23 protein-coding genes and 1 pseudogene are annotated in these 20,657 nt (G+C 76.1%); 10 read left to right on the forward strand and 14 right to left on the reverse strand.

Annotation, left to right across the window (positions count from 1 at the left end; genetic code table 11):
- Positions 1–87: 87 nt before the first annotated feature.
- The gene (locus ABT093_RS19195) at positions 88–282 is read right to left on the reverse strand and encodes a hypothetical protein (RefSeq protein WP_148646425.1); all 195 of its coding nucleotides are present in this window, start codon (positions 280–282) and stop codon (positions 88–90) included.
- Between the two features lie 250 nt (positions 283–532).
- Between ABT093_RS19195 and ABT093_RS19200 the strand changes: the two genes are divergently transcribed.
- From ABT093_RS19200 to ABT093_RS19210, 3 genes are all read left to right on the forward strand, one after another.
- Entirely contained in the window at positions 533–937 is a 405-nt protein-coding gene (locus tag ABT093_RS19200; RefSeq protein WP_350565706.1) for an ankyrin repeat domain-containing protein, read from the forward strand.
- A 24-nt stretch (positions 938–961) separates the two neighbouring features.
- Positions 962–1,504 (forward strand): GNAT family N-acetyltransferase, encoded by a 543-nt coding sequence (locus ABT093_RS19205; RefSeq protein ID WP_350565708.1) that lies wholly within the window; start codon positions 962–964, stop codon positions 1,502–1,504.
- An 81-nt stretch (positions 1,505–1,585) separates the two neighbouring features.
- Positions 1,586–2,662, forward strand: coding sequence for a serine hydrolase domain-containing protein (locus ABT093_RS19210; RefSeq protein WP_350565709.1), 1,077 nt, complete (start codon positions 1,586–1,588; stop codon positions 2,660–2,662).
- Between the two features lie 70 nt (positions 2,663–2,732).
- On the opposite strand, the gene ABT093_RS19215 is transcribed toward ABT093_RS19210, so the two are convergent.
- The 4 genes from ABT093_RS19215 to ABT093_RS19230 form a co-directional block, all read right to left on the reverse strand.
- A complete protein-coding gene (locus ABT093_RS19215; protein ID WP_350565711.1) occupies positions 2,733–3,404 on the reverse strand; it encodes a vitamin K epoxide reductase family protein in 672 nt (223 codons plus the stop codon).
- Between the two features lie 64 nt (positions 3,405–3,468).
- Positions 3,469–4,287 carry a DsbA family protein gene (locus ABT093_RS19220; RefSeq protein WP_350565713.1) on the reverse strand — a complete coding sequence of 273 codons (819 nt, stop codon included), beginning with the start codon at positions 4,285–4,287 and terminating at the stop codon, positions 3,469–3,471.
- A gap of 164 nt (positions 4,288–4,451) precedes the next feature.
- Positions 4,452–5,129: a hypothetical protein gene (locus ABT093_RS19225; RefSeq protein WP_350565715.1), complete on the reverse strand. Its 678-nt coding sequence runs from the start codon at positions 5,127–5,129 to the stop codon at positions 4,452–4,454.
- Positions 5,130–5,344: 215 nt separating this feature from the next.
- Positions 5,345–5,686, reverse strand: coding sequence for a hypothetical protein (locus ABT093_RS19230; protein ID WP_350565717.1), 342 nt, complete (start codon positions 5,684–5,686; stop codon positions 5,345–5,347).
- 28 nt (positions 5,687–5,714) lie between these two features.
- Between ABT093_RS19230 and ABT093_RS19235 the strand changes: the two genes are divergently transcribed.
- Complete coding sequence (locus ABT093_RS19235) at positions 5,715–6,125, forward strand: hypothetical protein (RefSeq protein ID WP_350565719.1); 411 nt, start codon at positions 5,715–5,717, stop codon at positions 6,123–6,125.
- Entirely contained in the window at positions 6,122–6,508 is a 387-nt protein-coding gene (locus ABT093_RS19240; protein WP_350565721.1) for a hypothetical protein, read from the forward strand. Before ABT093_RS19235 ends, ABT093_RS19240 begins: the two co-directional genes overlap by 4 nt.
- A gap of 22 nt (positions 6,509–6,530) precedes the next feature.
- Here ABT093_RS19240 and ABT093_RS19245 read toward each other — a convergent pair whose 3' ends face one another.
- A complete protein-coding gene (locus tag ABT093_RS19245; protein ID WP_502884260.1) occupies positions 6,531–6,881 on the reverse strand; it encodes a sensor histidine kinase in 351 nt (116 codons plus the stop codon).
- 159 nt (positions 6,882–7,040) lie between these two features.
- Between ABT093_RS19245 and ABT093_RS19250 the strand changes: the two genes are divergently transcribed.
- Complete coding sequence (locus ABT093_RS19250) at positions 7,041–7,916, forward strand: CHAD domain-containing protein (RefSeq protein WP_350565722.1); 876 nt, start codon at positions 7,041–7,043, stop codon at positions 7,914–7,916.
- Positions 7,917–8,270: 354 nt separating this feature from the next.
- Here ABT093_RS19250 and ABT093_RS19255 read toward each other — a convergent pair whose 3' ends face one another.
- Positions 8,271–9,068 (reverse strand): uracil-DNA glycosylase, encoded by a 798-nt coding sequence (locus ABT093_RS19255; RefSeq protein WP_350565724.1) that lies wholly within the window; start codon positions 9,066–9,068, stop codon positions 8,271–8,273.
- Positions 9,069–9,213: 145 nt separating this feature from the next.
- Here ABT093_RS19255 and ABT093_RS19260 point away from each other — a divergent pair, with 145 nt between their 5' ends.
- Together ABT093_RS19260 and ABT093_RS19265 are read left to right on the forward strand one after the other, a co-directional pair.
- Positions 9,214–10,179: a slipin family protein gene (locus ABT093_RS19260; protein ID WP_350565726.1), complete on the forward strand. Its 966-nt coding sequence runs from the start codon at positions 9,214–9,216 to the stop codon at positions 10,177–10,179.
- A 98-nt stretch (positions 10,180–10,277) separates the two neighbouring features.
- Positions 10,278–10,745: a CBS domain-containing protein gene (locus ABT093_RS19265; RefSeq protein ID WP_350565728.1), complete on the forward strand. Its 468-nt coding sequence runs from the start codon at positions 10,278–10,280 to the stop codon at positions 10,743–10,745.
- A 34-nt stretch (positions 10,746–10,779) separates the two neighbouring features.
- On the opposite strand, the gene ABT093_RS19270 is transcribed toward ABT093_RS19265, so the two are convergent.
- On the reverse strand, positions 10,780–11,133 hold the full coding sequence (locus ABT093_RS19270; protein ID WP_350565730.1) for a PaaI family thioesterase: 354 nt from the start codon (positions 11,131–11,133) through the stop codon (positions 10,780–10,782).
- 129 nt (positions 11,134–11,262) lie between these two features.
- Entirely contained in the window at positions 11,263–14,244 is a 2,982-nt protein-coding gene (locus ABT093_RS19275) for an FAD-binding and (Fe-S)-binding domain-containing protein (protein ID WP_502884261.1), read from the reverse strand.
- Between the two features lie 74 nt (positions 14,245–14,318).
- Between ABT093_RS19275 and ABT093_RS19280 the strand changes: the two genes are divergently transcribed.
- Positions 14,319–14,945, forward strand: a complete 627-nt coding sequence (locus tag ABT093_RS19280) for an HIT family protein (RefSeq protein WP_350565734.1) — start codon at positions 14,319–14,321, stop codon at positions 14,943–14,945.
- Positions 14,946–14,962: 17 nt separating this feature from the next.
- On the opposite strand, the gene ABT093_RS19285 is transcribed toward ABT093_RS19280, so the two are convergent.
- Positions 14,963–15,976 (reverse strand): glycosyltransferase family 2 protein, encoded by a 1,014-nt coding sequence (locus ABT093_RS19285; protein ID WP_350565736.1) that lies wholly within the window; start codon positions 15,974–15,976, stop codon positions 14,963–14,965.
- A gap of 395 nt (positions 15,977–16,371) precedes the next feature.
- On the opposite strand from ABT093_RS19285, the pseudogene ABT093_RS19290 reads away from it, so the two are divergent.
- Positions 16,372–16,659: pseudogene (locus ABT093_RS19290) on the forward strand (threonine/serine ThrE exporter family protein); the annotation flags it as partial.
- 212 nt (positions 16,660–16,871) lie between these two features.
- On the opposite strand, the gene ABT093_RS19295 reads toward ABT093_RS19290, so the two are convergent.
- The 4 genes from ABT093_RS19295 to ABT093_RS19310 form a co-directional block, all read right to left on the reverse strand.
- Positions 16,872–17,057 carry a hypothetical protein gene (locus ABT093_RS19295; RefSeq protein ID WP_350565849.1) on the reverse strand — a complete coding sequence of 62 codons (186 nt, stop codon included), beginning with the start codon at positions 17,055–17,057 and terminating at the stop codon, positions 16,872–16,874.
- Positions 17,058–17,215: 158 nt separating this feature from the next.
- On the reverse strand, positions 17,216–17,773 hold the full coding sequence (locus ABT093_RS19300) for a GNAT family N-acetyltransferase (RefSeq protein ID WP_350565738.1): 558 nt from the start codon (positions 17,771–17,773) through the stop codon (positions 17,216–17,218).
- Positions 17,774–18,295: 522 nt separating this feature from the next.
- The gene (locus tag ABT093_RS19305; protein WP_350565739.1) at positions 18,296–19,000 is read right to left on the reverse strand and encodes an aggregation-promoting factor C-terminal-like domain-containing protein; all 705 of its coding nucleotides are present in this window, start codon (positions 18,998–19,000) and stop codon (positions 18,296–18,298) included.
- Positions 19,001–19,554: 554 nt separating this feature from the next.
- Positions 19,555–20,505, reverse strand: coding sequence for an EI24 domain-containing protein (locus ABT093_RS19310; protein WP_350565741.1), 951 nt, complete (start codon positions 20,503–20,505; stop codon positions 19,555–19,557).
- Positions 20,506–20,657: the final 152 nt, after the last annotated feature.

Here is a 20,657-nt window from a genome sequence, read left to right on the forward strand (position 1 = left end):
GAGTGGGACGGTCGGTGGGAAGGGCTTGCTGCAACGACCCGGCCCGGGGCGGTGGGATCCGCGCCCGGGCCGGTACGGGGAGAGGGGTCAGAACTTGATGCCGCCGAGCAGGCTGGCGAGGCTGGCGCCACCCGCCGTGATGCTCGGGGCGATCGAGGAGCCGGCGATGTAGAAGCCGAGCAGGGCGCAGACGATGGCATGGGAGACCTTGAGTCCGTCCCTGCGGAAGAAGAGGAAGGCGATGGTGCCGAACAGGACGATGCCGGAAATCGAGAGGATCACGATCTGCTCCTCGGGGGGAGGGGGCGGGGACAGTGCCACGGAAAGTGCCACAATCGTGACAAAAGGTAATAGCGGATGGAACGGGGCAAATGGGTGGATTCCCGGACTTGCCGCTCCGCGCCGGAAAGTTCGTCCCAACGGCCGCGCGGCCTTCGCGTCCGTGCTCCGTGCGCTACCGTGCCTGCGGCGCGACCGCCGACAACGCCGGACGGCCCCCGCGCGGGGTGCGTCCCCGGAGAAAGGCCGAGAGATGACCGACACCCCCGACGCCGATGTGATCGCCCTGGCCGGCCGGCTCTTCGACGCCGCCCGGGCCGGCGACGCCGCCACCCTCGCCGCGTACGTCGACGCCGGTGCCCCGGCCGACCTCACCAACGACCGCGGCGACACCCTGCTGATGCTCGCCGCCTACCACGGCCACGCCCCCGCCGTCGCCGCCCTGCTGGAGCGCGGCGCCGACGCGAACCGGGCCAACGACCGGGGCCAGACCCCGCTCGCCGGAGCCGTCTTCAAGGGCAACGACGACGTCGTCGACGCGCTGCTGACCGGCGGCGCCGACCCGTCCGCCGGCACCCCGTCCGCCGTCGACACCGCCCGGATGTTCGGCAAGGAGGCGCTGGTCGCCCGATTCGAGGGCCGCCCCGAGGCGCTGTGAGCGCGGGCCGTACCCTTGACGACCATGGAGAGCAGCACCACCGGCGGAGCCTTCGTGCACGACACGAAGGGTGACGGCATAGAGATCCGGATCACCGGCTACGGACACCCCGACGCCCAGCTCCTGGCGGCCGAGGTCCAACAGGAGTACGTCCGGCGCTACGGCGAGGCCGACCTCACCGAGCTGCACCCCGAGCACTTCGAGCCACCGGCCGGGCTCTTCCTGGTCGCCTACCTGGACGGCGCGCCGGTCGCCTGCGGCGGCTGGCGGGCCAAGCGGGCCGCGTCGTTCGGCATCCGCGCCACCGACGCGGAGCTCAAGCGGATGTTCGTCCGCCCGCAGGCGCGCGGACGGGGCCTGGCCCGGGTGGTGCTGCGCCACCTGGAGCAGACCGCCGCCGGGGCCGGCCGCACCCGGTTCATCCTGGAGACCGGCACCGAGCAGCCCGAGGCCGTCGCCCTGTACACCTCCGAGGGCTACACGGCGATCGAGAAGTTCGGCCTCTACCGCGAGCACGAGCAGAGCATCTGCCTCGGCAAGGAGTTCGGCGGCGCGCCCGCCGTCTGACCCGCACCCGGGGCGGGTAGCCTCCCGAGGGGTCCGACGGGGCCCGCTCGGGAGGGCTCGCGGGAGACGGGGAGCAGCATCGTGACCGGAGCACCGCCACCCGCCCCGCTCGACGAACTCGCCGCGCCCGGCGGGCCGTTGGAGCGCCTGGTGGCCGACGGGCTGCGCGCCGCCGGGACCGGCGGCGTCTGGTCGGTCGGCGACGCGGGCGGCGCCCGGGGCCGGGGCCGCGCCGGCGTGCTCGGCCGGGGCCCGTACGGCGAGCGGCCGATGGGCCACGACACCGTCTTCGACCTCGCCAGCGTCACCAAGATCATCGCGCTCTGGCCGTGCGCCGGAGCCCTCCGGCAGGCCGGGCTCCTCCCGCTCGACCGGCCGCTGGGCGACTACTGGCGGCCCGCCGCCGGTCGCCCGGTCGGCTCGGTGACGGCCCGTCAACTGCTCACCCACACCGCCGGATTGCCGCTGCGCACCCGGTTCGCCGAGCTGTACGGGAGCGATCCGGCGGCGATCCGGGCCGGAGTGCTCACCGCCCCGCTGCACCGCCCGCCCGGCGCCGCCGTCGAGTACACCGACCGGGCCGCCGTCCTGCTGGGCCATCTGGTGGAGTCCCTGGCGGGCGCCCCGCTCGACGAACTCGCCGCCCGGCAGACCTGGCGCCCGCTCGGCATGGCCGACACCCGCTACGGCCCGCTCGGCCCGCGGGACGCGGACCGCACCGCCCCCACCGAGTACGAGCGGACGGTGGGCGGGGTGCTGTGCGGCCTCGTGCACGACCCCTCCGCCCGGCTGCTCGGCGGCGTCTCCGGCAATGCCGGCGCCTTCTCCACCGCCCGGGACCTGGAGCGCTTCCTCACCGCACTGCTCGACCCGCCCGCCGGGGCCGAACTGCCCTGGGGCGAGCCGTGGATCACCGAGTCGCTGCGGGTGCACACCGGCGGACTGGCGCCCGCCCGCGGCCTGTCCTGGCTCTGCGCCGCCGGCACCGATCCGGCCGAGGGCACCTTCGTGCACTACGGCTTCACCGGCACCGGCATCTGGGTCTCCCGCCGACGCGGCCGCTGGGCCCTGCTGCTCACCAACAAGGTCCACTACGGCCGGGACTTCCAGCCGCTCACCGACCTGCGCAACGCCTTCCGCCGGGCGGTCTTCGGCTGACCGGGCCGACGGAACGGACCCCGGTCGCCGCAGGGGCGGCCGGGGTCCGTCGTTCGATCGCGACGGAGCGTCAGATCAGGGTGGACCAGTAGTACCAGAAGCGGTTGAGCACCAGGAGCGCGATCACCGCGGCCCACAGCACCGGCAGCGCCCAGTGGTAGCGCGCCGCCTCCCGGACCACCGGCTGCCAGCGCGGCCCGACCGGGATCACCCCGGAGCGCAGGTTGTGCAGCGTCGTGTACCAGAACAGCGTGACCACCGTCGCCCAGACCACCATGCAGTACGGGCAGAGCGCGCCGATGTCGTACAGCGCCTGGTCGATCAGCCAGTGCACGAAGCCCAGCCCGAACACCGTCCCCGCCTGCAGGCCGAGCCAGAACCACCGGCGGTACGCGGCCCCCGCCAGCAGCCCGGCGCCGACCGCCGCCAGCGCGCCGAACGCGGCCAGCCCCAGCAGCGGGTTGGGGAAGCCGAGCACCTCGGCCTGGTCGGTGCGCATCACCGAACCGCAGCTGATCACCGGGTTGAGGTTGCAGCTCGGGATGTAGGAGGGGTCCTCCAGGATGCGGAGCTTGTCGAAGGTCAGCACGGCCGAGGCGGCCAGCCCGATCAGGCCGGCGATCAGCACGAACAGCGAGAACACGCGGCCCGCGCCGATCGGCGCCCCACCGGGCGGCGCCGGAGCGGGGGAGGCGGGGCGGGAGGACGGGGAGGAGGGTGGCAGAGCGGTCGATGCGGTCATGGCAGAGCACTCCGTGGGTGAGGAAGGGGCCGGCCCGGCCGGGAGTCGGCCGGGCCGGTGGTGCTCACTGCAAGCCCGCGGCCTGCTTCACCTGGGCGGTGAACTGCTCCGGGGTGAGGGCGCGGTTGCCGCTGAACAGCGGCAGCGGCTTGCCGTCCACCTTCACCGTCGGGGTCCCCGTCACCCCGCTGTCGTTGAACGCGTCCGCGACCTTCTTCGCCCACGGCGCGTACGTCCGGTCGGTGACCGCCTTGACGAAGGCGTCCGTCTTCAGGCCCGGCACCTGGTCGGCCAGGCTCAGCAGGTGGTTGACGTCGCCGAAGCCGTCCTCGCGCTCGTCCGGCTGGTTGGCGTACAGCACGTCGTGGTACGCCTTGAACTTGTCCACGCCCTCGTTCACCGCGGCGCCGACCGCGGCCAGCGCGGTGCGCGAGCCCTTCCCGCCGAGGTTCTTGTCCAGGAACGCGGCCAGGTGGTACTCGACCTTGACGGAGCCCTCGTCCGCCAGCTTCTTGAGGGAGTCGCCGTTGGCGGCCTCGAAGGTCTTGCAGACCGGGCAGCGGAAGTCCTCGAACACCTGGACGGTGTGCGCGGCGTCCGGCTTGCCGTAGGTGATCACGGTGCCGTCCGTGCCGGAGGTGTTCGCCGGGACGACCAGCTCGGTCGGCTCGGCCGCCGAGGAGGACTTGTTGTCGCCGGCCGCGCTGATCGCGAGGGCGGTGCCGCCGACCAGGGCGAGCGCGACGGCGGCCGAGACGGCGACGACGATCCGCCGGCGGCGGGTGGCGGCCAGCTTCTCCTGGCGCTGCGCCTCCTGGATGCGCTCACGGGCGCTGATCTTCTGGGCCTGCTTGCGGGAGGGCTTCTGGTTGGGGTGAGCCATGCTCGGTCAACTCCGTGGTGGGGCGCGACTCGGGGCGCGCGGGGGTGTCCCGCTCCGGCGCGCGGCACGGGGCGCGCGTCGGCCGGAGAGGGGACCGGACGAGAGGTCGGAGTTGTGCGCCGCCCGCCACGGGTCCTTCGGAGGACCGGCCTTCGAAAGGCTCGTCAGCGGGCAGGCGCGAGCAGCGGCGGACCGCGGCGCGGTGCCGGGCTCAGCACCACGTCCTCGCGGCGCGGGCGGCGCCGGTCGGGGACCGGCAGCGGGATCCGCAGCACCGGCCGGGCCGGCGCCGGGACCAGCAGCAGGACCAGCGCCCGCAGCGGCGCCGCGACGGCCTGGCGCAGCGCGCGCAGCGCCCGCCCGAGGCCGGACAGGGCGGCGTCGCCGAGCCGCAGCCAGGCGGCGGCGGCCAACGCGATCACCAGGTGCACCAGCAGGAGCAGCAGCTGGGTGGCGGCGGGCGCCAGCCGCCCGGAGTGCCCCAGCTGGCCGTAGAACAGCGACGATCCGTCCACCGAGCCGCCGCCACAGACCAGCAGGTTCATGCCGCGGGCCGGGAGGTCACCGCCGAGGGCCGGACCACAGGTGGTCTGGCCCAGGTTGAAGGTCGTGTTGAGCAGCAGTTCGACCGGGACCATCACGGCCGCGATCTGCGACAGCCGCCGTTCCCCGCCGGCCAGCGTGGCCGTGACCAGGAAGACGACGACGCCGGCCAGCACCACCAGGGTGAGCGGCAGCGGCCGGCCGGTGATGAGGACCTGGCCCAGCGCGGACAGCGGCACGGCGAGCGCGGTGAACACCGCGGCCCGCAGGGCCCTCGTCGCGTGGGTGGAGGTCGTCATGTTCGGGAGTATGTCACGACGTTTACATCGGGCACGAGGCTGCGTCCCGGTTCCCGGCCGGATCGGTGCACAGGTTGTCCCGCATCGATCGCCCGTTCGGGAGTCGGGGGCGGAGAGTTCACCGGAGCGATGGGTTTGGCGGGGCGCGGGGCGGGTGAGGGGCCGTCAGGCGCGGAGACGGGAGTGGTGGGGCGGTCCGACAATCGGCCGATGGACTACGCGCTCGGCGCGGGACCGGTGGGGCCTCCGGAGCCGTCGCCGCCTCCGCCGCCCTCTCCGCCGTCCCGGCCGACGGCGCCGTGGCCCTCGCCCTGGTCGTGGCCCTGTCCGTCGCCGTCGCCGCCTCCGCCGCCCTCTCCGCCGTCCCGGCCGACGGCGCCGTGGCCCTCGCCCTGGTCGTGGCCCTGTCCGTCGCCGTCGCCGTCGCCGTCGCCGTCGGCGTCGGCCTCGCCGTCACCGTCGGCCGCCTCGCCGTCGCCCTCGCTCTCGCCCTCGCCGTCCGCTCCGGCCTCGCCCACGGCCGCGCCGACCCCCGTCGTGCCGTCCCCGGCCGTCACGCCGTCGCCGTCGCCGACCGTCGTGCCCGTGCCCGTGCCCGCTGCTCCCGCGCCCGGGCTCGTGCCGTCGGCGGTGGCGGTGGTGCCGACGTCCCCGCTCGCCTCTCCGCACGCGGTGAAACCGGCTCCGCTCCCGCCCCGGGCCCCGATCACCGTGGAGGCGGCGCCACCCCTGTGGCCACCCGCACCCGGCCCGGTGCTGGCCTCGCCGAGCCGCCCGGCCCCGCCCCAGCCCCCGCCCCTGGCCCCGCCGCCCGCCCCGAGCCCGGCGGCCGGCGTCGCGGTCGTCGCCGCCGCGCCCCCGCCGCCCGCCGAGCCGCCCGCCGCCGGGCTCGACCCGGCCACCTGGTCGGCCGTGCTCGTCCTCACCGTCCTGGTGCCGGCCGCGCTCGCCGCCGCCCTGGGCCACCACCACGCGACCTCCCGGAGCCGCCGATGAACCCCGCCCCGCTGCTGAGCGCCGCCGGCTGCGTGATCCTCGCCGTCGGCGCCCTCGCCGTCGCGCACCGGGTGCGCCCGGCCGTTCCCGAGGGCGAACAACCGCCCGAACCCCATCCCGTGCTCTCCAGCATCGGCTCCGGCCTGCTGTCCGGCTTCATCCTGCTCACCGGCTTCCTGGTCGCCACCGGCTGGGCCGCGCGCACCACCGGCGTCGTCCCGCCCCGGGGCCTCTATCTCGCCGACATCGCCGCCGGCACCGCCGTCCTGCTCTACCCCGCCCTCGCCGGCCTGCCCTTCACCGCCCGCTACACCACCGCCGTCGTCTTCTTCGCCTCGCTCGTCGGCTACACCATGTCCCTGGCCGTCCAGCTCCGCCCCTGACGCCCCGCCCGGGAGGACCCGGTCAGGTCGGCGGCAGGGGGAGGAGGACGCGGAAGGTGCAGCCGCCGCCCGGGGTGGTGTCGAGGGTGATCCGGCCGCCGTGGGCGGTGACCAGGGCCTCGGCGATGGCGAGGCCGAGGCCGGAGCCGCCGGTGGCCCGGTTGCGGGAGCCGTCGGCGCGGTAGACGCGGTCGAAGACGCGCCGGCGCTGGGTTTCGGTGAGGCCGGGGCCGTGGTCGGCGACCTCCAGGACGGCCTGCCCGTCGAGGGTGCCGACGCCGATCCTGTTCGGGGTGCCGGCCGGGGCCCGACAGCCGACCGGGTGGGTCCTCTCTTCCGGATCACGCCGGGCGGTCGCCGCCGGAGCACGCACTCCCCCGGGCCTTCGGCCGGGCGGTGCCCCCGCGCCGGCTTGTCGCCGGTCGCCGAAGGCCGGGGAGACGCCCGCTGGTCCGACCTGATCCGAAAGAGAGGGCCTAGCCTGGAGGAGACCCGGAGGTGTTCCGGAGTCCCCGGGAGGGGGTGCGGGCGGATGGCGGGTGACGTGGTCACCGTCGGTGAGGTCGTGCTCGGGCGGATCCGGGCGCAGGCCGAGGTGCTGGCCGGGCTGGACGAGGCCGTCCGGGCCGACCAGCCGGACGCGGTGCACCGGATGCGGGTCGCCTGCCGGCGGCTGCGCAGCGCGCTCCGCACCTACGGGCGGTTGCTCACGCCGGGCGCCGCGGACACGTTGGTGGCCGAGCTGCGCTGGCTGGCGGCGGCGCTGGGACGGGCCCGGGATCGCGAGGTGCTCGCCGAACGGCTGGCCGCGCGGGCGCGCGAGCTGCCCGCGGAGTGCGGGCCCGAACGGGTCGCGGCGGAGCTGGAGCGCTGGGGGAGCGGCGAGTACCGGCGGGTCTGGCCGGAGGTGGTGGCCGCACTGGACAGCCCGCGCCGGCGCGCCCTGGCGGACGGCCTGGCGGAGCTGCTGGCCGACCCGCCGCTGCGCCGCCGGGCGGGCCGGGCGGCCGGGCCGGAGCTGGCCCGGGTGGCCGAGCGGGAGCAGCGGCGCACGGCCGGGCGGGTGCGGGCGGCGCTCGCGGGCGGCGCGGAGCGGGACGCCGCGCTGCACGAGGCGCGGAAGGCGGCCAAGCGCGCCCGGTACGCGGGCGAGACCGCGGTGCCGGTGGCGGGCCGTGCGGCGGAGCGGTACGTGGCGCGGATGCGGGCCGTCCAGGAGGTGCTGGGCGAGCACCAGGACGCGGTGGTGGCGTCGGCCGCCCTGCGGGAGCAGGCGGGCGCCTCGGCGGAGCCGTTCGGCTTCGGTGTGCTGTACGGGCAGCAGTTGGCGGAGGCGGAGCGGGCGAGGCTCGCGTTGCCGGGGGTGTGGGCGCGGGCGGCGCGGCCGAAGCTGGCGCGCTTCGCCTGAGCGGTGCCTGGGCCGGGTCGGGTCCGGCGGAGAAGGATGCGGCGTCGCACGAGGCGCGGTAGGCGGCCAGGCGTGCCCGGTGCGCGAGTGAGGCCGCGGCGCCGGTGGCGGGCCGTTCAGGAGGTGCTGGGCGAGTACCGGGACGTCGGCCGCTCTGCTGGAGCGGGCGGGCGCCTCGGCGGAGCCGTTGGTTTTCGGGGCGCTGTACGGGCGGCCCGGCCGAGGCCGGCGCGCTTGGCCGAGGGGCGTCGGCGGGGTCGGGTGCGGGCGGGTGTCTCGGCGGGGCTGTTCGGTTTCGGTGTGCTGTGCGGGCGGCGGGGGAGCAGGTGGGCGCCTCGGTGGAGGCGGAGCCGGTCAGTCGTCGGCCGGGGCGAGTCCGGCGGTGCGGGCGGCGGTGCGTAGCAGGTCGCGCAGCATGGGGGTGCTGAGGCGGCCGGTGTTGGTGTTGCGCGGGCTGACGTGGTAGCAGCCGAACAGCTCCAGGGGCGGGCCGCCGTCGCGGGCCGGCAGGGTGACGTGGGCGCCGTGGCCGAACAGCGGGCGGGGCCGGGGGACCGTCCAGCCGGCCGTGTCGAGTGCGGGGAGCAGCGCCTGCCAGGCGAAGCCGCCGAGGGCGACGACGCTGCGCACGGTGGGGCGCAGGAGTTCGAGTTCGCGGGCGATCCAGGGGCGGCAGGTGTCGCGTTCGGCGGTGCTGGGCTTGTTGTCGGGCGGGGCGCAGCGCACCGGGTCGGTGATCCGCACGCCGTGCAGGGCCAGGCCGTCGCCGTGCCGGACGGACTCGGCGCGGTTGGCGAGGCCCAGCCGGTGGAGGGCGGCGTAGAGCAGGTCGCCGGAAGGGTCGCCGGTGAAGATCCGGCCGGTGCGGTTGGCGCCGTGCGCGGCGGGGGCGAGGCCGACCAGCACCAGCGGGGCGTCGGGCGGGCCGAAGCCGGGGATCGGGCGGGCCCAGTAGTCCCAGTCCTGGTAGGCGCGGCGTTTGGTGCGGGCGGTCTCCTCGCGCCACTCGACCAGCCGGGGGCAGGCGCGGCAGCCGGTGACGACGCGGTCGAGGACGGTGAGGTCCACGGCGCGGGCGGCCGCCTCGGCGGGGTGGCGCGGGTGCTCCGGGTCGTCGGCGGGGTCCGGCGGGCCGGCGGGGGGCTGCGGCATGGGGCGATCCTAGGGCGGAAATCGGGTTGGGTCCGCAGCCGTCGGGCAGGCGTAGCGTGGAAGCGGTGGTTCCGGCGGCCGCCGGCCGGGCAGCGGTGGCGACGGCTGGGGCCCGCTGCTGCGCGAGGAGCGCGAGGAGGCCGTCATGGTCGTCGATGTGGTGATCGGGGTCATTGTCGCGGTGCTGATGCTGACGGCCGTGGTGGGCGGCCTGAGCCTGCGGGTGGTGCAGCAGTTCCAGCGGGGCGTGGTGTTCCGGTTCGGGCGGGTGCGGGACGAGGTGCGCGATCCGGGGCTGGTCGCGCTGGTGCCGGTCGCGGACCGGCTGCGCCGGGTGAACGTGCAGATCGTGACGCTGCCGATCCCGGCGCAGGAGGGCATCACCCGGGACAACGTGACCGTCCGGGTGGACGCCGTCGTGTACTTCCGGGTGGAGGACCCGGTGAAGGCGATCGTCAACGTCCAGGACTACAACTTCGCGATCTCCCAGGTGGCGCAGACCTCGCTGCGGTCGATCATCGGCAAGAGCGAGCTGGACGACCTGCTGGCCAACCGCGAACCGATCAACCAGGGCCTGGAGTTGATGATCGACAGTCCGGCGCTGGGCTGGGGGATCGAGATCGACCGGGTGGAGATCAAGGACGTCGCCCTGCCGGAGTCGATGAAGCGCTCGATGTCCCGGCAGGCGGAGGCCGAGCGGGAGCGGCGGGCGCGGATCATCACGGCGGACGGCGAGTTCCAGGCGTCCGCGCGGCTGTCGGAGGCGGCCGCGGTGATGAGCACGACCCCGGCGGCACTCCAACTGCGGCTGTTGCAGACGGTGGTGGAGGTCGCGGCGGAGAAGAACTCGACGCTGGTGCTGCCCTTCCCGGTGGAGCTGCTGCGGTTCCTGGACAGCGCGGCCGAGACCCACCGGCGTGCGGCGGTGCGGGACGGGCCCGGCGCGGACGCGGACGCGGTGGAGCCGGCGGAGCCGCTGCCGGCGCAGACCCCGCTGCCCGGCATGGAGCAGCTCGAACTGCCGCCGCTGGAGGAGGTGCTGGACCGCTCGCCGCTGGACCCGCAGCGGCGGCGCGAGGGCGGCGGCGGGGAGGACGGCGGCCCGGCGTGACGGGCCGGGCACGGGCCCGCGCCCGGCCCGGTGGCGAGGCTCACGGCGCCGGACCACGATGGAGACGTGGGAGTGGCAGGCAGGTCAGGAGGCCGATCATGACCAATGCGGGCGACATCATGCACCGGGGCGCCGAATGCGTGCGCGAGCACGAGACGCTCGCCGCCGCGGCCCGGATCATGAAGGAACGCGGAGTCGGGGCACTGCCGATCTGCGGGGAGCGGCAGAAGCTGCTGGGCATCCTCACCGACCGGGACATCGTGCTCAAGTGCGTGGCCGAGGGCCTCGATCCGGAGCAGGTGACGGCCGGCGACGTGGCCCAGGGGCGGCCGATGACGGTGGAGGCGGACGAGGACGTCGACCAGGTGCTGCGGGTGATGGAGCAGTACCGGGTGCGCCGGCTTCCGGTGATCAACCACCCGGAGCACGAGCTGGTCGGCATGATCAGCGAGGCGGACATCGCGCGCGGCATGCCGCAGGCGCGCGTGGCGGAGTTCGTGACGGCGGTCTGCGCCGAGGACCCGCCGCGCTCCAAGGAGGTGCTGGAGACGCCGCAGGGCGTCTGAGGACGGACAGAACGGACAGGCGGGGCCGGGCGGCTCAGGCCAGCGCGTAGACCGCGGTGGTGTGGGCCGCCGGCTCCTGCTCGCCCTCGGCGGTGAGGGTGACGTCCAGGAAGGCGATCCGCCGGCCCAGCTTGGTGATCCGGGCGTGCACCAGGACGTCCCGCCCGGTGACCGCGCGCTGGAAGGACGTCGACTGCTGGACGGTGGTCAGCGGACCGAAGCCGCCCCGGGCGGCCGAGACCGCGATCACCCCGGCGGTGTCGGCGGCGGCCATCAGGGCCTGCCCGGAGAGCGCGCCGCCCTCCCGGGCCACCTGGTCGGACCAGGGCAGGCGGAGCACGGCGTGGCGCTCGCCGGTGTCGGTCACCGACAGGCCGAGCGCCTGCACCCAGGGGGCGAAGTCGTCGGCCAGGATCTTGTCCGCCTCGGCGGTGGTGAGGGTCCTCCCGTCATGGTGACCGCCGGGGCGCGCGGTGTCAGGGCCTCGGCCGCCGTGCTGTCACGGCTGTCACGGCTCTCACGGCTTGGTCTCGTGGGCGTGCAGCGCCCGCTGCATCAGCTCCGCCAGGTGCAGCGCCCGCCGGCCGTCGGCCAGCTGGGCGATCTGGGTGCGGCAGCTGAAGCCGTCCGCGAGGACCACGGTGTCCGGTCCGGCGGCGCGGACCTCCGGCAGCAGGACGCGCTCGGCGATCGCCACCGACACCTCGTAGTGGCCGAGCTCGAAGCCGAAGTTGCCGGCCAGCCCGCAGCACCCCGAGTCCAGCACCCGGTTGGTGACGCCCATCCGCCGCTCCACCCGGCGGTCCGCCGCGCTGCCGAGCACGGCGTGCTGGTGGCAGTGGGTCTGGGTGACCGCCTCCACCGGCAGCTGCGGCAGCGGTGCGTCGGGCGCGTACTCGTCGACGAACTCCGCGAAGGTGCGGGTCCGTTCGGCCAGCGGGCGGCCCTCGGCGCCGAGCAGCCGCGGCACCTCCTCGCGCAGCGTCGCGGTGCAGCTCGGGTCGAGCCCGACCACCGGCGTGCCGGCCGGCAGACCGGTGGCGGCGAGCGCGGCCAGGCTGCGCCGCATCACCCGCCGGGCGCCGGGGAGTTGGCCGGTGGAGTACCAGGTCAGGCCGCAGCAGACCGGTCCGGCCGGCAGCCGGACGTCGAAGCCCAGGTGCTCCAGTACCTCGACGGCCGCGCGCAGCACCTCCGGCTGCAGGTGGTTGGCGAAGGTGTCCGGCCAGAGCAGGACGGGCGGCGCGCCCGCCGGGGCCGGACGGGCGGCGCGGTGGCGCCGGTACCACCGGGTGAAGGTCTCCGGCGGCAGGACCGGCAGCACCCGGCGCGGGTCGATCCCGGCGAGCCGCTTGAGCGCGCCCGCCGCCGGGGACCGGGCGACGGTGTTGGCCAGGGCCGGCGCCAGGCCGGGGGCCAGGTCAGCGCCGCGCAGCCAGAGCGGCAGCCGGCCCAGCGCGTAGTGCGCGACGGGCCGCGGCCGGTGCCGGTAGTGCTGGTACAGGAACTCGGTCCGGTAGGTGGCCATGTCGACGTGCACCGGGCAGTCGCTCGCGCAGCCCTTGCAGCCGAGGCAGAGGTCCAGGGCCTCGCGGACCTCGGCCGAGCGCCAGCCGTCCGGGATCGCGCCCCCGCTGCGGCCGCCGCCGCGCAGCATCTCGGCGAGCAGCCGGGCGCGGCCGCGGGTGGAGTGCCGTTCCTCGCCGGTGGCCATGTAACTGGGGCACATCACCCCGGTGTCGGGGTCGACGCACTTGGCGACGCCCACGCAGCGGCGCACCGCCTTGGCGAGGCTGCCGTCGTCCTGCTCGTACGGCAGGGCGAGCGGCAGCGCGGGCTCCGGGCCGGTGAACCGCAGGTCGGCGTCGAGCGGGCGCGGATCGACCAGGGTGCCCGGGTTGAGCAGCTGCTCCGGGTCCCAGATCCGCTTGAACTCCCCGAACAGGCCGATGATTTCGGGCGGGTACATGCGCGGCAGCAGTTCGCCGCGGGCCTGCCCGTCGCCGTGCTCCCCGGAGAGCGAACCCCCGTGCGCGACCACCAGATCGGCGGCCTGCTCCAGGAACTCCCGGAACACCAGAACCCCGTGGGGCCGGGCGAGCGGGAAGTCGATCCGCAGGTGGACGCAGCCCTCGCCGAAGTGCCCGTACGGCACGCCGCGCAGGCTGTGCCGGCGCAGCAGTGCGCGCAGGTCGCGCAGGTAGTCGCCGAGCCGTTCCGGCGGGACGGCGGAGTCCTCCCAGCCGGGCCACGCCTCGCCGCCTCCGGGCAGCCGGGTGACGATGCCGGCGCCCGCCTCGCGCACGCTCCACAGCCGGCGCTGCTCGGCGGGGTCGGTGACCACGGCGACGCCGGCGGTGCGTTCGCGCCGGACGGCGTCGGCGAGCCGGCGGGCCGCGTCCAGCGCCTCGGCCGCCGTCGCGCCGCCGGTCTCCAGGAACAGCCAGCAGGCGCCGTCGGGCAGCCGGTCCAGGGCGGGCGGGCGCGGCGCGGCCGCGAGCAGAGCGGCGAGCAGGTCGGCGGCCATGCCCTCGACGGTCAGCGGGCCGAGCGGCAGCAGCGCGGGGACGGCGTCGGCGGCCGCCGTCTCGTCCGGGTAGCCGGCCAGCACCAGGGCCCGGGCGGGCGGGTCCTCGACCAGCCTGACGGTGGCGCCGAGCAGCAGCGCGCAGGTGCCCTCGGTGCCGGTGAGCGCGCGGGCCAGGTGGTGGCCGCGCTCGGGCAGCAGCGCGTCCAGCGGGTAGCCGGAGACCCGGCGCGGCAGCGCGGGCATGCCGCGGCGGATGACGGCGAGGTTGCGGTCGGTGAACTCCTGGAGCCGGTGGTGGAGTTGACCGGCCCGCCCGGGCAGGGCGGCGAGCGCGGCGCGCTCCCCGGGGCCGAGCGGGCCACCGACGGTCAGCTCGGTGCCGTCGGCGAGCAGCAGGTCCAGCGACTCGACGTTGTCGGCCGTCCGGCCCCAGGCCACCGAGTGCGCCCCGCAGGAGTCGTTGCCGATCATGCCGCCGAGGGTGCAGCGGCTGTGCGTGGACGGGTCCGGCCCGAACCGCAGCCCGTGCGGGGCGGCGGCGCGCTGCAGGTCGTCCAGCACGGTGCCCGGCTCGACCCGCGCGGTGCGGCGCTCCGGGTCGACGTCGAGGACGGCGCCCAGGTGGCGGCGGAAGTCGAACACCACCGCGCCGGGGCCGATCGCCTGCCCGCCGATGCTCGTCCCGGCGCCGCGCGCCACCACCGGCACCCGGTAGCGGCGGCAGAGTGCCAGCGCGGTGCGCACGTCGTCGAGGTCGGCGGGCTTGACGACGCCGAGCGGCAGTTGGCGGTAGTTGGAGGCGTCGTGGCTGTAGACGGTGCGTTCGGCCGCGCCGAAGCGGACCTCGCCGCGCAGCACGGCGGACAGCTCGCGGGCCAGGTCGGTGCCGGGCGCGGTGTCGGGTCGGCTCACGGGCTGTCCTCCCGGGCGGTGGTGCCTGCCGGCGTCGAGTACGGCTGAGCCGATCATCGCAGCCGCGACCGGCGGGTGGTACCGGGAAAGGGCTGGCCGGGCACCCGGGGGCTCTGGCAGGGTCGGTGTCCGTGATCAACGACCCTCACGACGACGCCCGCCCGTTCCTCGCCCACCTGCCGGTCGGCGAGCGCCTCCCGATCCCCGAGGACGCCGCACCGGCCTGGGACATCTTCCCGTACGAGCCCTCCGAGGGCGGCGAGCTGCGGGTGCGGCCGCTGGCCGCCCCCGAGCTGCCCGAGCCGCCCCGGCACGGCGAGGCCGGCCCGGCGGAGTGCGGCGAGTGCGGCCGACCGGACGAGGATTTCGTCTGGACCGACGAGCACTGGCGCCTGCGGGCCTACGGCCAGCCGCACGGCCTGCCCGCCGTCCTGCTGCTCAACCCGCGCGGCCACCACGACCTGCTCGACCTCCCGCCGGCCCGGGCCGCCGAACTCGGCCCGGTGCTCCAGCGCGTCGAGCGGGCGATCCACGCCCTCGGCGGCGTCGGCCGGGTCCACGTGAGCCGCTGGGGCGACGGCGCGGCCCACCTGCACCTGTGGCTGATCGCCCGGCCCGCCGGACAGCGCCAGCTGCTCGGCTCCACCCTCCCGCTGTGGATGGACGTCCTGCCGCCCCTCCCGGACGACGTCCGCGCCGACACCCTGCGCCGCATCGCCACCACCCTCGCCACCGACGGCGGCACCGCCCACGCCTGACCACCGGCCCGCCGGCGCTAGCGGCGGCGGGCCGCTCCGGTGAGGGTGCCGGCGGCGATGTGGGAGAGCTTGGCGACCTCGAAGGCCGGGTAGGCGCCGCCGGCCAGCAGGGAGAACTTGACGCCCTCGCGGCCGGCCGGGCGGCGGTGGCCGGCCGGCTGGAAACGGCGGTGGTGCTCGGCCGCGCGGTGGAAGAACTGCGGGCGCTCGGCGCGGGCCACGCAGCCCGCGAGGTCGAAGACGAACAGGTAGTGCCGGATCATCCGGGTGAACAGCGCCTCCCGCACGGCGTCCGGGGCGTCCAGCACGTCCAGCAGCGCGAAGGTCCGCTCGTACTGGTCGAAGATGTCGAAGCTGCCGCTGCCGGGTGAGCCGGTCGGGTGGACGGTCTCCCGGCGGCGCAGCTGCACGCAGGCGCGCGGAAGGACGGCGATCCGGCCGGCCGTCAGCATCGCCCGGTGCACCGGCGGGATCTCCTCGTAGGTGCCGTCCGGGAAGGCCAGCCCCTGCTGCAGCCAGTGCGCGCGGGAGACCAGGCGGTCCCAGATCAGCGCGGGCGCGCCCAGCAGCTCCGGGCGCTCCATCGGGCCGAACACCTCGCCGCCGGCCCCGGCGAGCAGCGCCTCGGCGCCGCCGGGCCAGTCCCGTCCGCCGTGCTGCCGGGTGTGGCCGAAGAGCAGCACGTCGACCGGTCCGGTCCGGGCCAGCCGGTCGGCGAAGGCGCCCAGGGCGTCGCGGGCGAGCAGGTGGTCGGCGTCGAGGAAGAGCAGGTACTCGCCCCGGGCGTGGGCCGCGCCCGCGTTGCGGCTGACGCCGACGCCGACCGCCGCGTCCAGGCGCAGCACGGAGACCTGCGGGTGACGGGCCGCGTAGCGCTCGGCGAGCTGCGCGGGGCACTCGGGGGAGCGGTCGGCGACCACCAGCACCTCGAAGTCGCGGACGGACTGGGCGAGCAGCGAGTCCAGGCAGTCCGCCAGCTGTTTCCGCTGGTCGTAGGCGGGGACGACGACGCTGATCAGGGGTGAGGGCATGACGCCGGAGCGTAGGAGCGCCCGCGGACGGTGGCAAAGCCCTGACGGTCCGTAGGTGGGGCAATCCAGGGCAAAACGTCCGGACGTCCGCCAGATCTTCACCGGCTGCTCCGGGCGCGTCCACGTCAGGACCGGGGTCCCCCCGCCGGGGCCGTCCCGACACGCGCCCTCACCCGGCGGCGGGCGGGCTGGAGGCGTCACGACGGCCGGACGCGCACGGAGGCGTGCCTTGGAACAGCTGACGCGGCCACCCCGGGCCGGCGAACTGACCGCCTTCCTGGCCCGGCTGACCACCGTGCGGCTGCGCAACAGCGGCGAGGGCGTCGAGCAGCCGGAGCCGGCGGTCGAGGGCGCCGCCCGGGATCGTCCTGTTCTCCCTCGGCTTCGCCCCGCTGATGCAGCCCACCTGGTGGGAGATCGGTTCCACCGCGGTGCCGGCCTCGGCGAGCGCCGCCCTCGTGCTGGTGGCGGGCCGCCTCCCCCGGCTGGGCCCGGTGCTGCCGCTGGCGGCGGCCGTGCTGGTCCCGGTGGTCACGCTGCTGGTCTTCGCCCGCACCCCGGCGCACGGCGGACCGGTGCTGATCATGCTGCCCGCGCTGTTCTTCTTCGTCCCCGGCGACTACCTGAGCGCGGGCACCGCCGAACTCGCCGCCGGACACCTCACACCGGGCGCGGTACGGCTGGTCAACGCGGCGTTCCCGCTGCTCCAGCTGTACGTCGGGGTGCTGATCGGACTCGCCGTCACCGGCCGCGACCGGCAGGCGCTGTTCGACCCGACGGCCGCCCAGGACCTGCCGCGCCGGGCGCTGTTCACCGCGTGGACCGTCTTCACCGCGGGCACCGTGCTCGCCTTCGCGATCCCCGCCCGGTTCGGACCGGTGCTGCTGCTCCTGGTCTACCTGACGGTGGCGGCGCAGAGCCTGGCCACCTGGCTGGCCGGCGAGGTGGCCGGGACGTTCGCGGCCGCGGTGGTCCCCGGCGCCGTCGCGACCCGGATCGCCGCCACCCGGCCGGGCGCGCCGCCGCGGCTGATCCTGCTGCTGCCCGGCTTCTTCACGCTGACCGTCGGCTCGCTCGGCATGCGCGGCCTCACCGACCTGGCCGGCGGCCACCCCATCGCGGGGTTCCGCGACCTGACGGAGCTGGTCACCCTGGTGACGGCGATCGCGGTCGGCCTGGTGGCGGGCGGCGTGGTGGCCGGCGCGCGGCCCGGCGACCGAGGGCGGCGGCGCGGGCGGTTCAGACGGCGTGGGCCGCCCGCGTCCGGGCCTCGGCGGGGGCGGCGGCCAGCTCGCGGACGTACCAGTCGAGGCGGCTGCCGGTCGGCTCCGTCACCCGTCCGGTGTACCGGAAGCCGGCCCGCCGGGCGACGGCCGCCGAGGCGAGGTTCTCCGGGTCGACCCGGATCACGCCCTCGCTCGCGCCCTCCCGCGCCGCGTACCGGCACACCAGGTGCACCGCCCGGGTCACCAGGCCGCGCCCGCGCCAGGCCGGGTAGAGGCCGTAGGCGATGTTGACCTGCCCGGGGGCGAGGCACGGCATCGCGAACCGCAGGTCGATCGTGCCGGCCAGGACCGGCTCCGGTCCGGTCCGGATCCCGAACACCCGGGCCGGCCCCCGGTACGCCCACTGCGCGGTGCAGCGCCGCACGTACTCCTCGGTGCCCGCCCGGGTGCTCGGCCCGCCGTTCAGCCAGCGCACCAGCAACTCGTCCTCACCGGCCAGGTGCGCGTCGATGTCCGCCGCCCGGAACGGCGTGAGCGTGACGACCCCGTCGGAGAGCCTCACTTGATCCATGGATCCCACTCTGGCGTTTCGCACACGCACCCGGCCACCACGATTTCGGCCAGCTCGCGGCCCCCTCCGGGCGCTGCGGGGGCGCGGTTCAGGACCTGCCGCGGTCAGGAACCGAGCTGGATGCCGTCCGCACCGCCGTCATGACGGCGACGACCTTCCGCGGCCTCGCGACCATCCGCTGCCACGCCGAGGACCTCGCGGCCGCCCGTGCCTGGTACACGGGGGTGCCGGGCATCGAGCAGTGCTTCGAGCGGCCCGACCACGTGGAGTTCCGGCTCGGCGACCACAGCCGGGAACTGGGTATCTCCCGTACTCCCTCCGCCCCCGCCGGCGTGGTGGCCTACTGGCACGTGGCCGACGTGGCCGACGTGGACGCGGTGCCGGCCCGGCTGCTGGAGCTGGGCGAGGCGCCGCACGAGCCGCTGTGCGACTACGGGGCGTTCCGGGCGGGCGCGGCTGAGCGGCGCGCCGAGCCCGCGGGCCGGGTGGCCTGCGGGCTCGGGAGGGGGACCGGGGGTCGGCTCAGTACCAGTGGTGGGACTGCCAGAACGCCCAGGCGCCGCACGGGCTGCCGTAGCGGGAGTTCATGTAGTTCAGGCCCCACTTGATCTGGGTGACCGGGTTGGTGCGCCAGTCGGCGCCGGCCGAGGCCATCTTGGAGCCGGGCAGCGCCTGGACCAGGCCGTAGGCACCCGAGGAGGGGTTGGTGGCGGTGACGTTCCAGCTGCTCTCGCGGGACACGATGTTGTTGAAGCACTGGAGCTGGCCGGCCGGGACGATCTGGGCGGCGATCTCGCGCGGGCTGCCGGAGTAGGCCGGCTTGCTGTTCAGGGCGGAGCGCTCCTGCGAGCGGGAGGCGGCGGCCTGGGCGTCGGCCTTGGCCTTCGCCTCGGCCTGGGCGGCGGCCTCGGCCTGGGCCTGCGCGGCGGCCTGCGCCTGGGCGGCGGCGTCCGCCTCGGCCTGCGCGGCGGCAGCGGCGGCGGCCTGGGCCTCGGCCTGCGCCTGGGCGTCCGCCTGGGCCTGGGCATCCGCCTGGGCCTGGGCATCCGCCTGCGCCTGGGCCTGCGCCTGGGCGTCGCCGGTGGCGCCGACCACCGCGGCGGCGGGGGCCTCGGCGACGGCGGTCCCGCTGTCCGGGATGGCGAGGGCGGCGGTGGCCGCGCTCGCCACCACCAGGGTGGTGAGGCCGGTGATCAGCGAGTTGCGGCGGGCATGGCTGAGCTGCATGGAGCGGACGATCCTTTTCCGTCGGGGTGCCGTCGGGGCGTCGCCGGCCGTGCGGGCGCGCCGTGCCCCGGGCGGGGCGGCGGCGTGCGGGACGGCCGTGCTGCGTGCCCCGGTGCGGACGGCGGCGGGGGCGGACGGGGTGCGCGGCGGGGGGGACCGGCCCGCGCTGCCCGGCGACGGGCCATTCTTGGCAGAGCCCGCCACGGGCGGCAAAGCCGTCCACTACGACGGGCGGTAGTGGAGCGAGTGGCCGGGAACGGCGAAGCGCCCGCTCGATGGCGGGCGCTTCGTACGGTTTTGTCCGTTTTGATGAATCAATGGGTGGATCGCCGGGACCGTCGGCGAACGATCGGCCCGAACCGGGCCGCCGCCTGCGTTGTTCCGGCCCTCCGCCGCCCGGCCGTCCGCGCGGCCGCTCACCGGACGGCGCGCCGCGGGCCCCCGGCGGCGCGCCATCGCGCGGCCGTCCACTATCGACGGCAGTAGACCGCCGGGCTCCTGTGGGGGGCCTCACACGCGGGCGGCGGCGAGCCGGACGCAGGGTGACGGAGTGCTCACGCCCGCCGGTGCGGGTTCGGCCCCACCGGCGGCGGTGCGGCGGTGTACGGGTTGCCTTCGACGGGGACGTCGGCGTACGGGTTGCCCGTGACGGGCCGCTGCGCGCCGTACTCCGGCAGTCGCGGGACGGCCGCCGCGCCGGGCGCCGGCGCGTCCGGCTCCCCGTCGCCCTCCCCGTCGTCCTCCTCCGGCGCGCGCGCCGGCTCCTCCCCGACCGGCACCAGGTCCCGGGCCAGCAGGGTGGCCCCGGCCACCGCGCCCGGCATGGCGACCACCGTCACCAGCGGGACCAGGAACCCCAGCACCAGCGGCACGCCGAAGCCGAGGGCAAGACCGGGCCGTCCGCGCAGCAGCCGCAGCCGCTCGCGCTGCGGCACCCCGCGCCGCTGCAGTCCGACCGAGGTCAGCTCCAGGGTGAGGAAGAAGCCGGAGACCAGGAAGCCCAGCACCGGCACCACGGTCTGCCCGATCACCGGGATGAACCCGGCCGCGAACAGCAGCACGCCGAAGCCGCCGGCCCGCACCAGGACGAAGAGGCTGTCCCGGGCCGCCACCACCAGCTCGCGCCAGAGCGGAACCTCCGGCGGGGTCGGCGCGCCGCCCTCGGTCTCGTCGACCTTCTCGCACAGCTGCTCGTAGAACGGCTGGCCGACCAGCAGGGTGACCGCGGTGAAGGTGAGCACGGACAGCAGCAGCCCGCCGACGAAGACCAGCGCGGCGAGCGTGGTGCGCAGCAGGTCCTGCCAGAACGAGGACCAGGAGTCGGCGAACGGGGTGGCCCACTCGGCGAGGTCCCCGGCCCAGCCGCCGAGGAAGAACAGCGCCACCGCGTAACCCGCCAGGGTGATCAGCGCCGGGATCATCCCGAACGCCCACCAGCGGCCGTGCCGCCCCACCCACTTCTGGCCCTTGGCCAGGTATCCCATCCCCGCCACAAGATCTCGCATGAGGGGAAAGGGTAGGGGGCGGCGGGTCGCCGGGTCATGTCCGCCGCGTCACGGATCGGCACCGGAAACCGGGCCGGGCCCGGAAACGGGGCCGGGCCCGGGAGCCTCCGCAACGGCTCCCGGGCCCGGTGTCCACGGACGGTGCTGCGCGC

It is taken from the genome of Kitasatospora sp. NPDC002551 (assembly GCF_040296005.1).
Taxonomy (GTDB): Bacteria; Actinomycetota; Actinomycetes; order Streptomycetales; family Streptomycetaceae; genus Kitasatospora.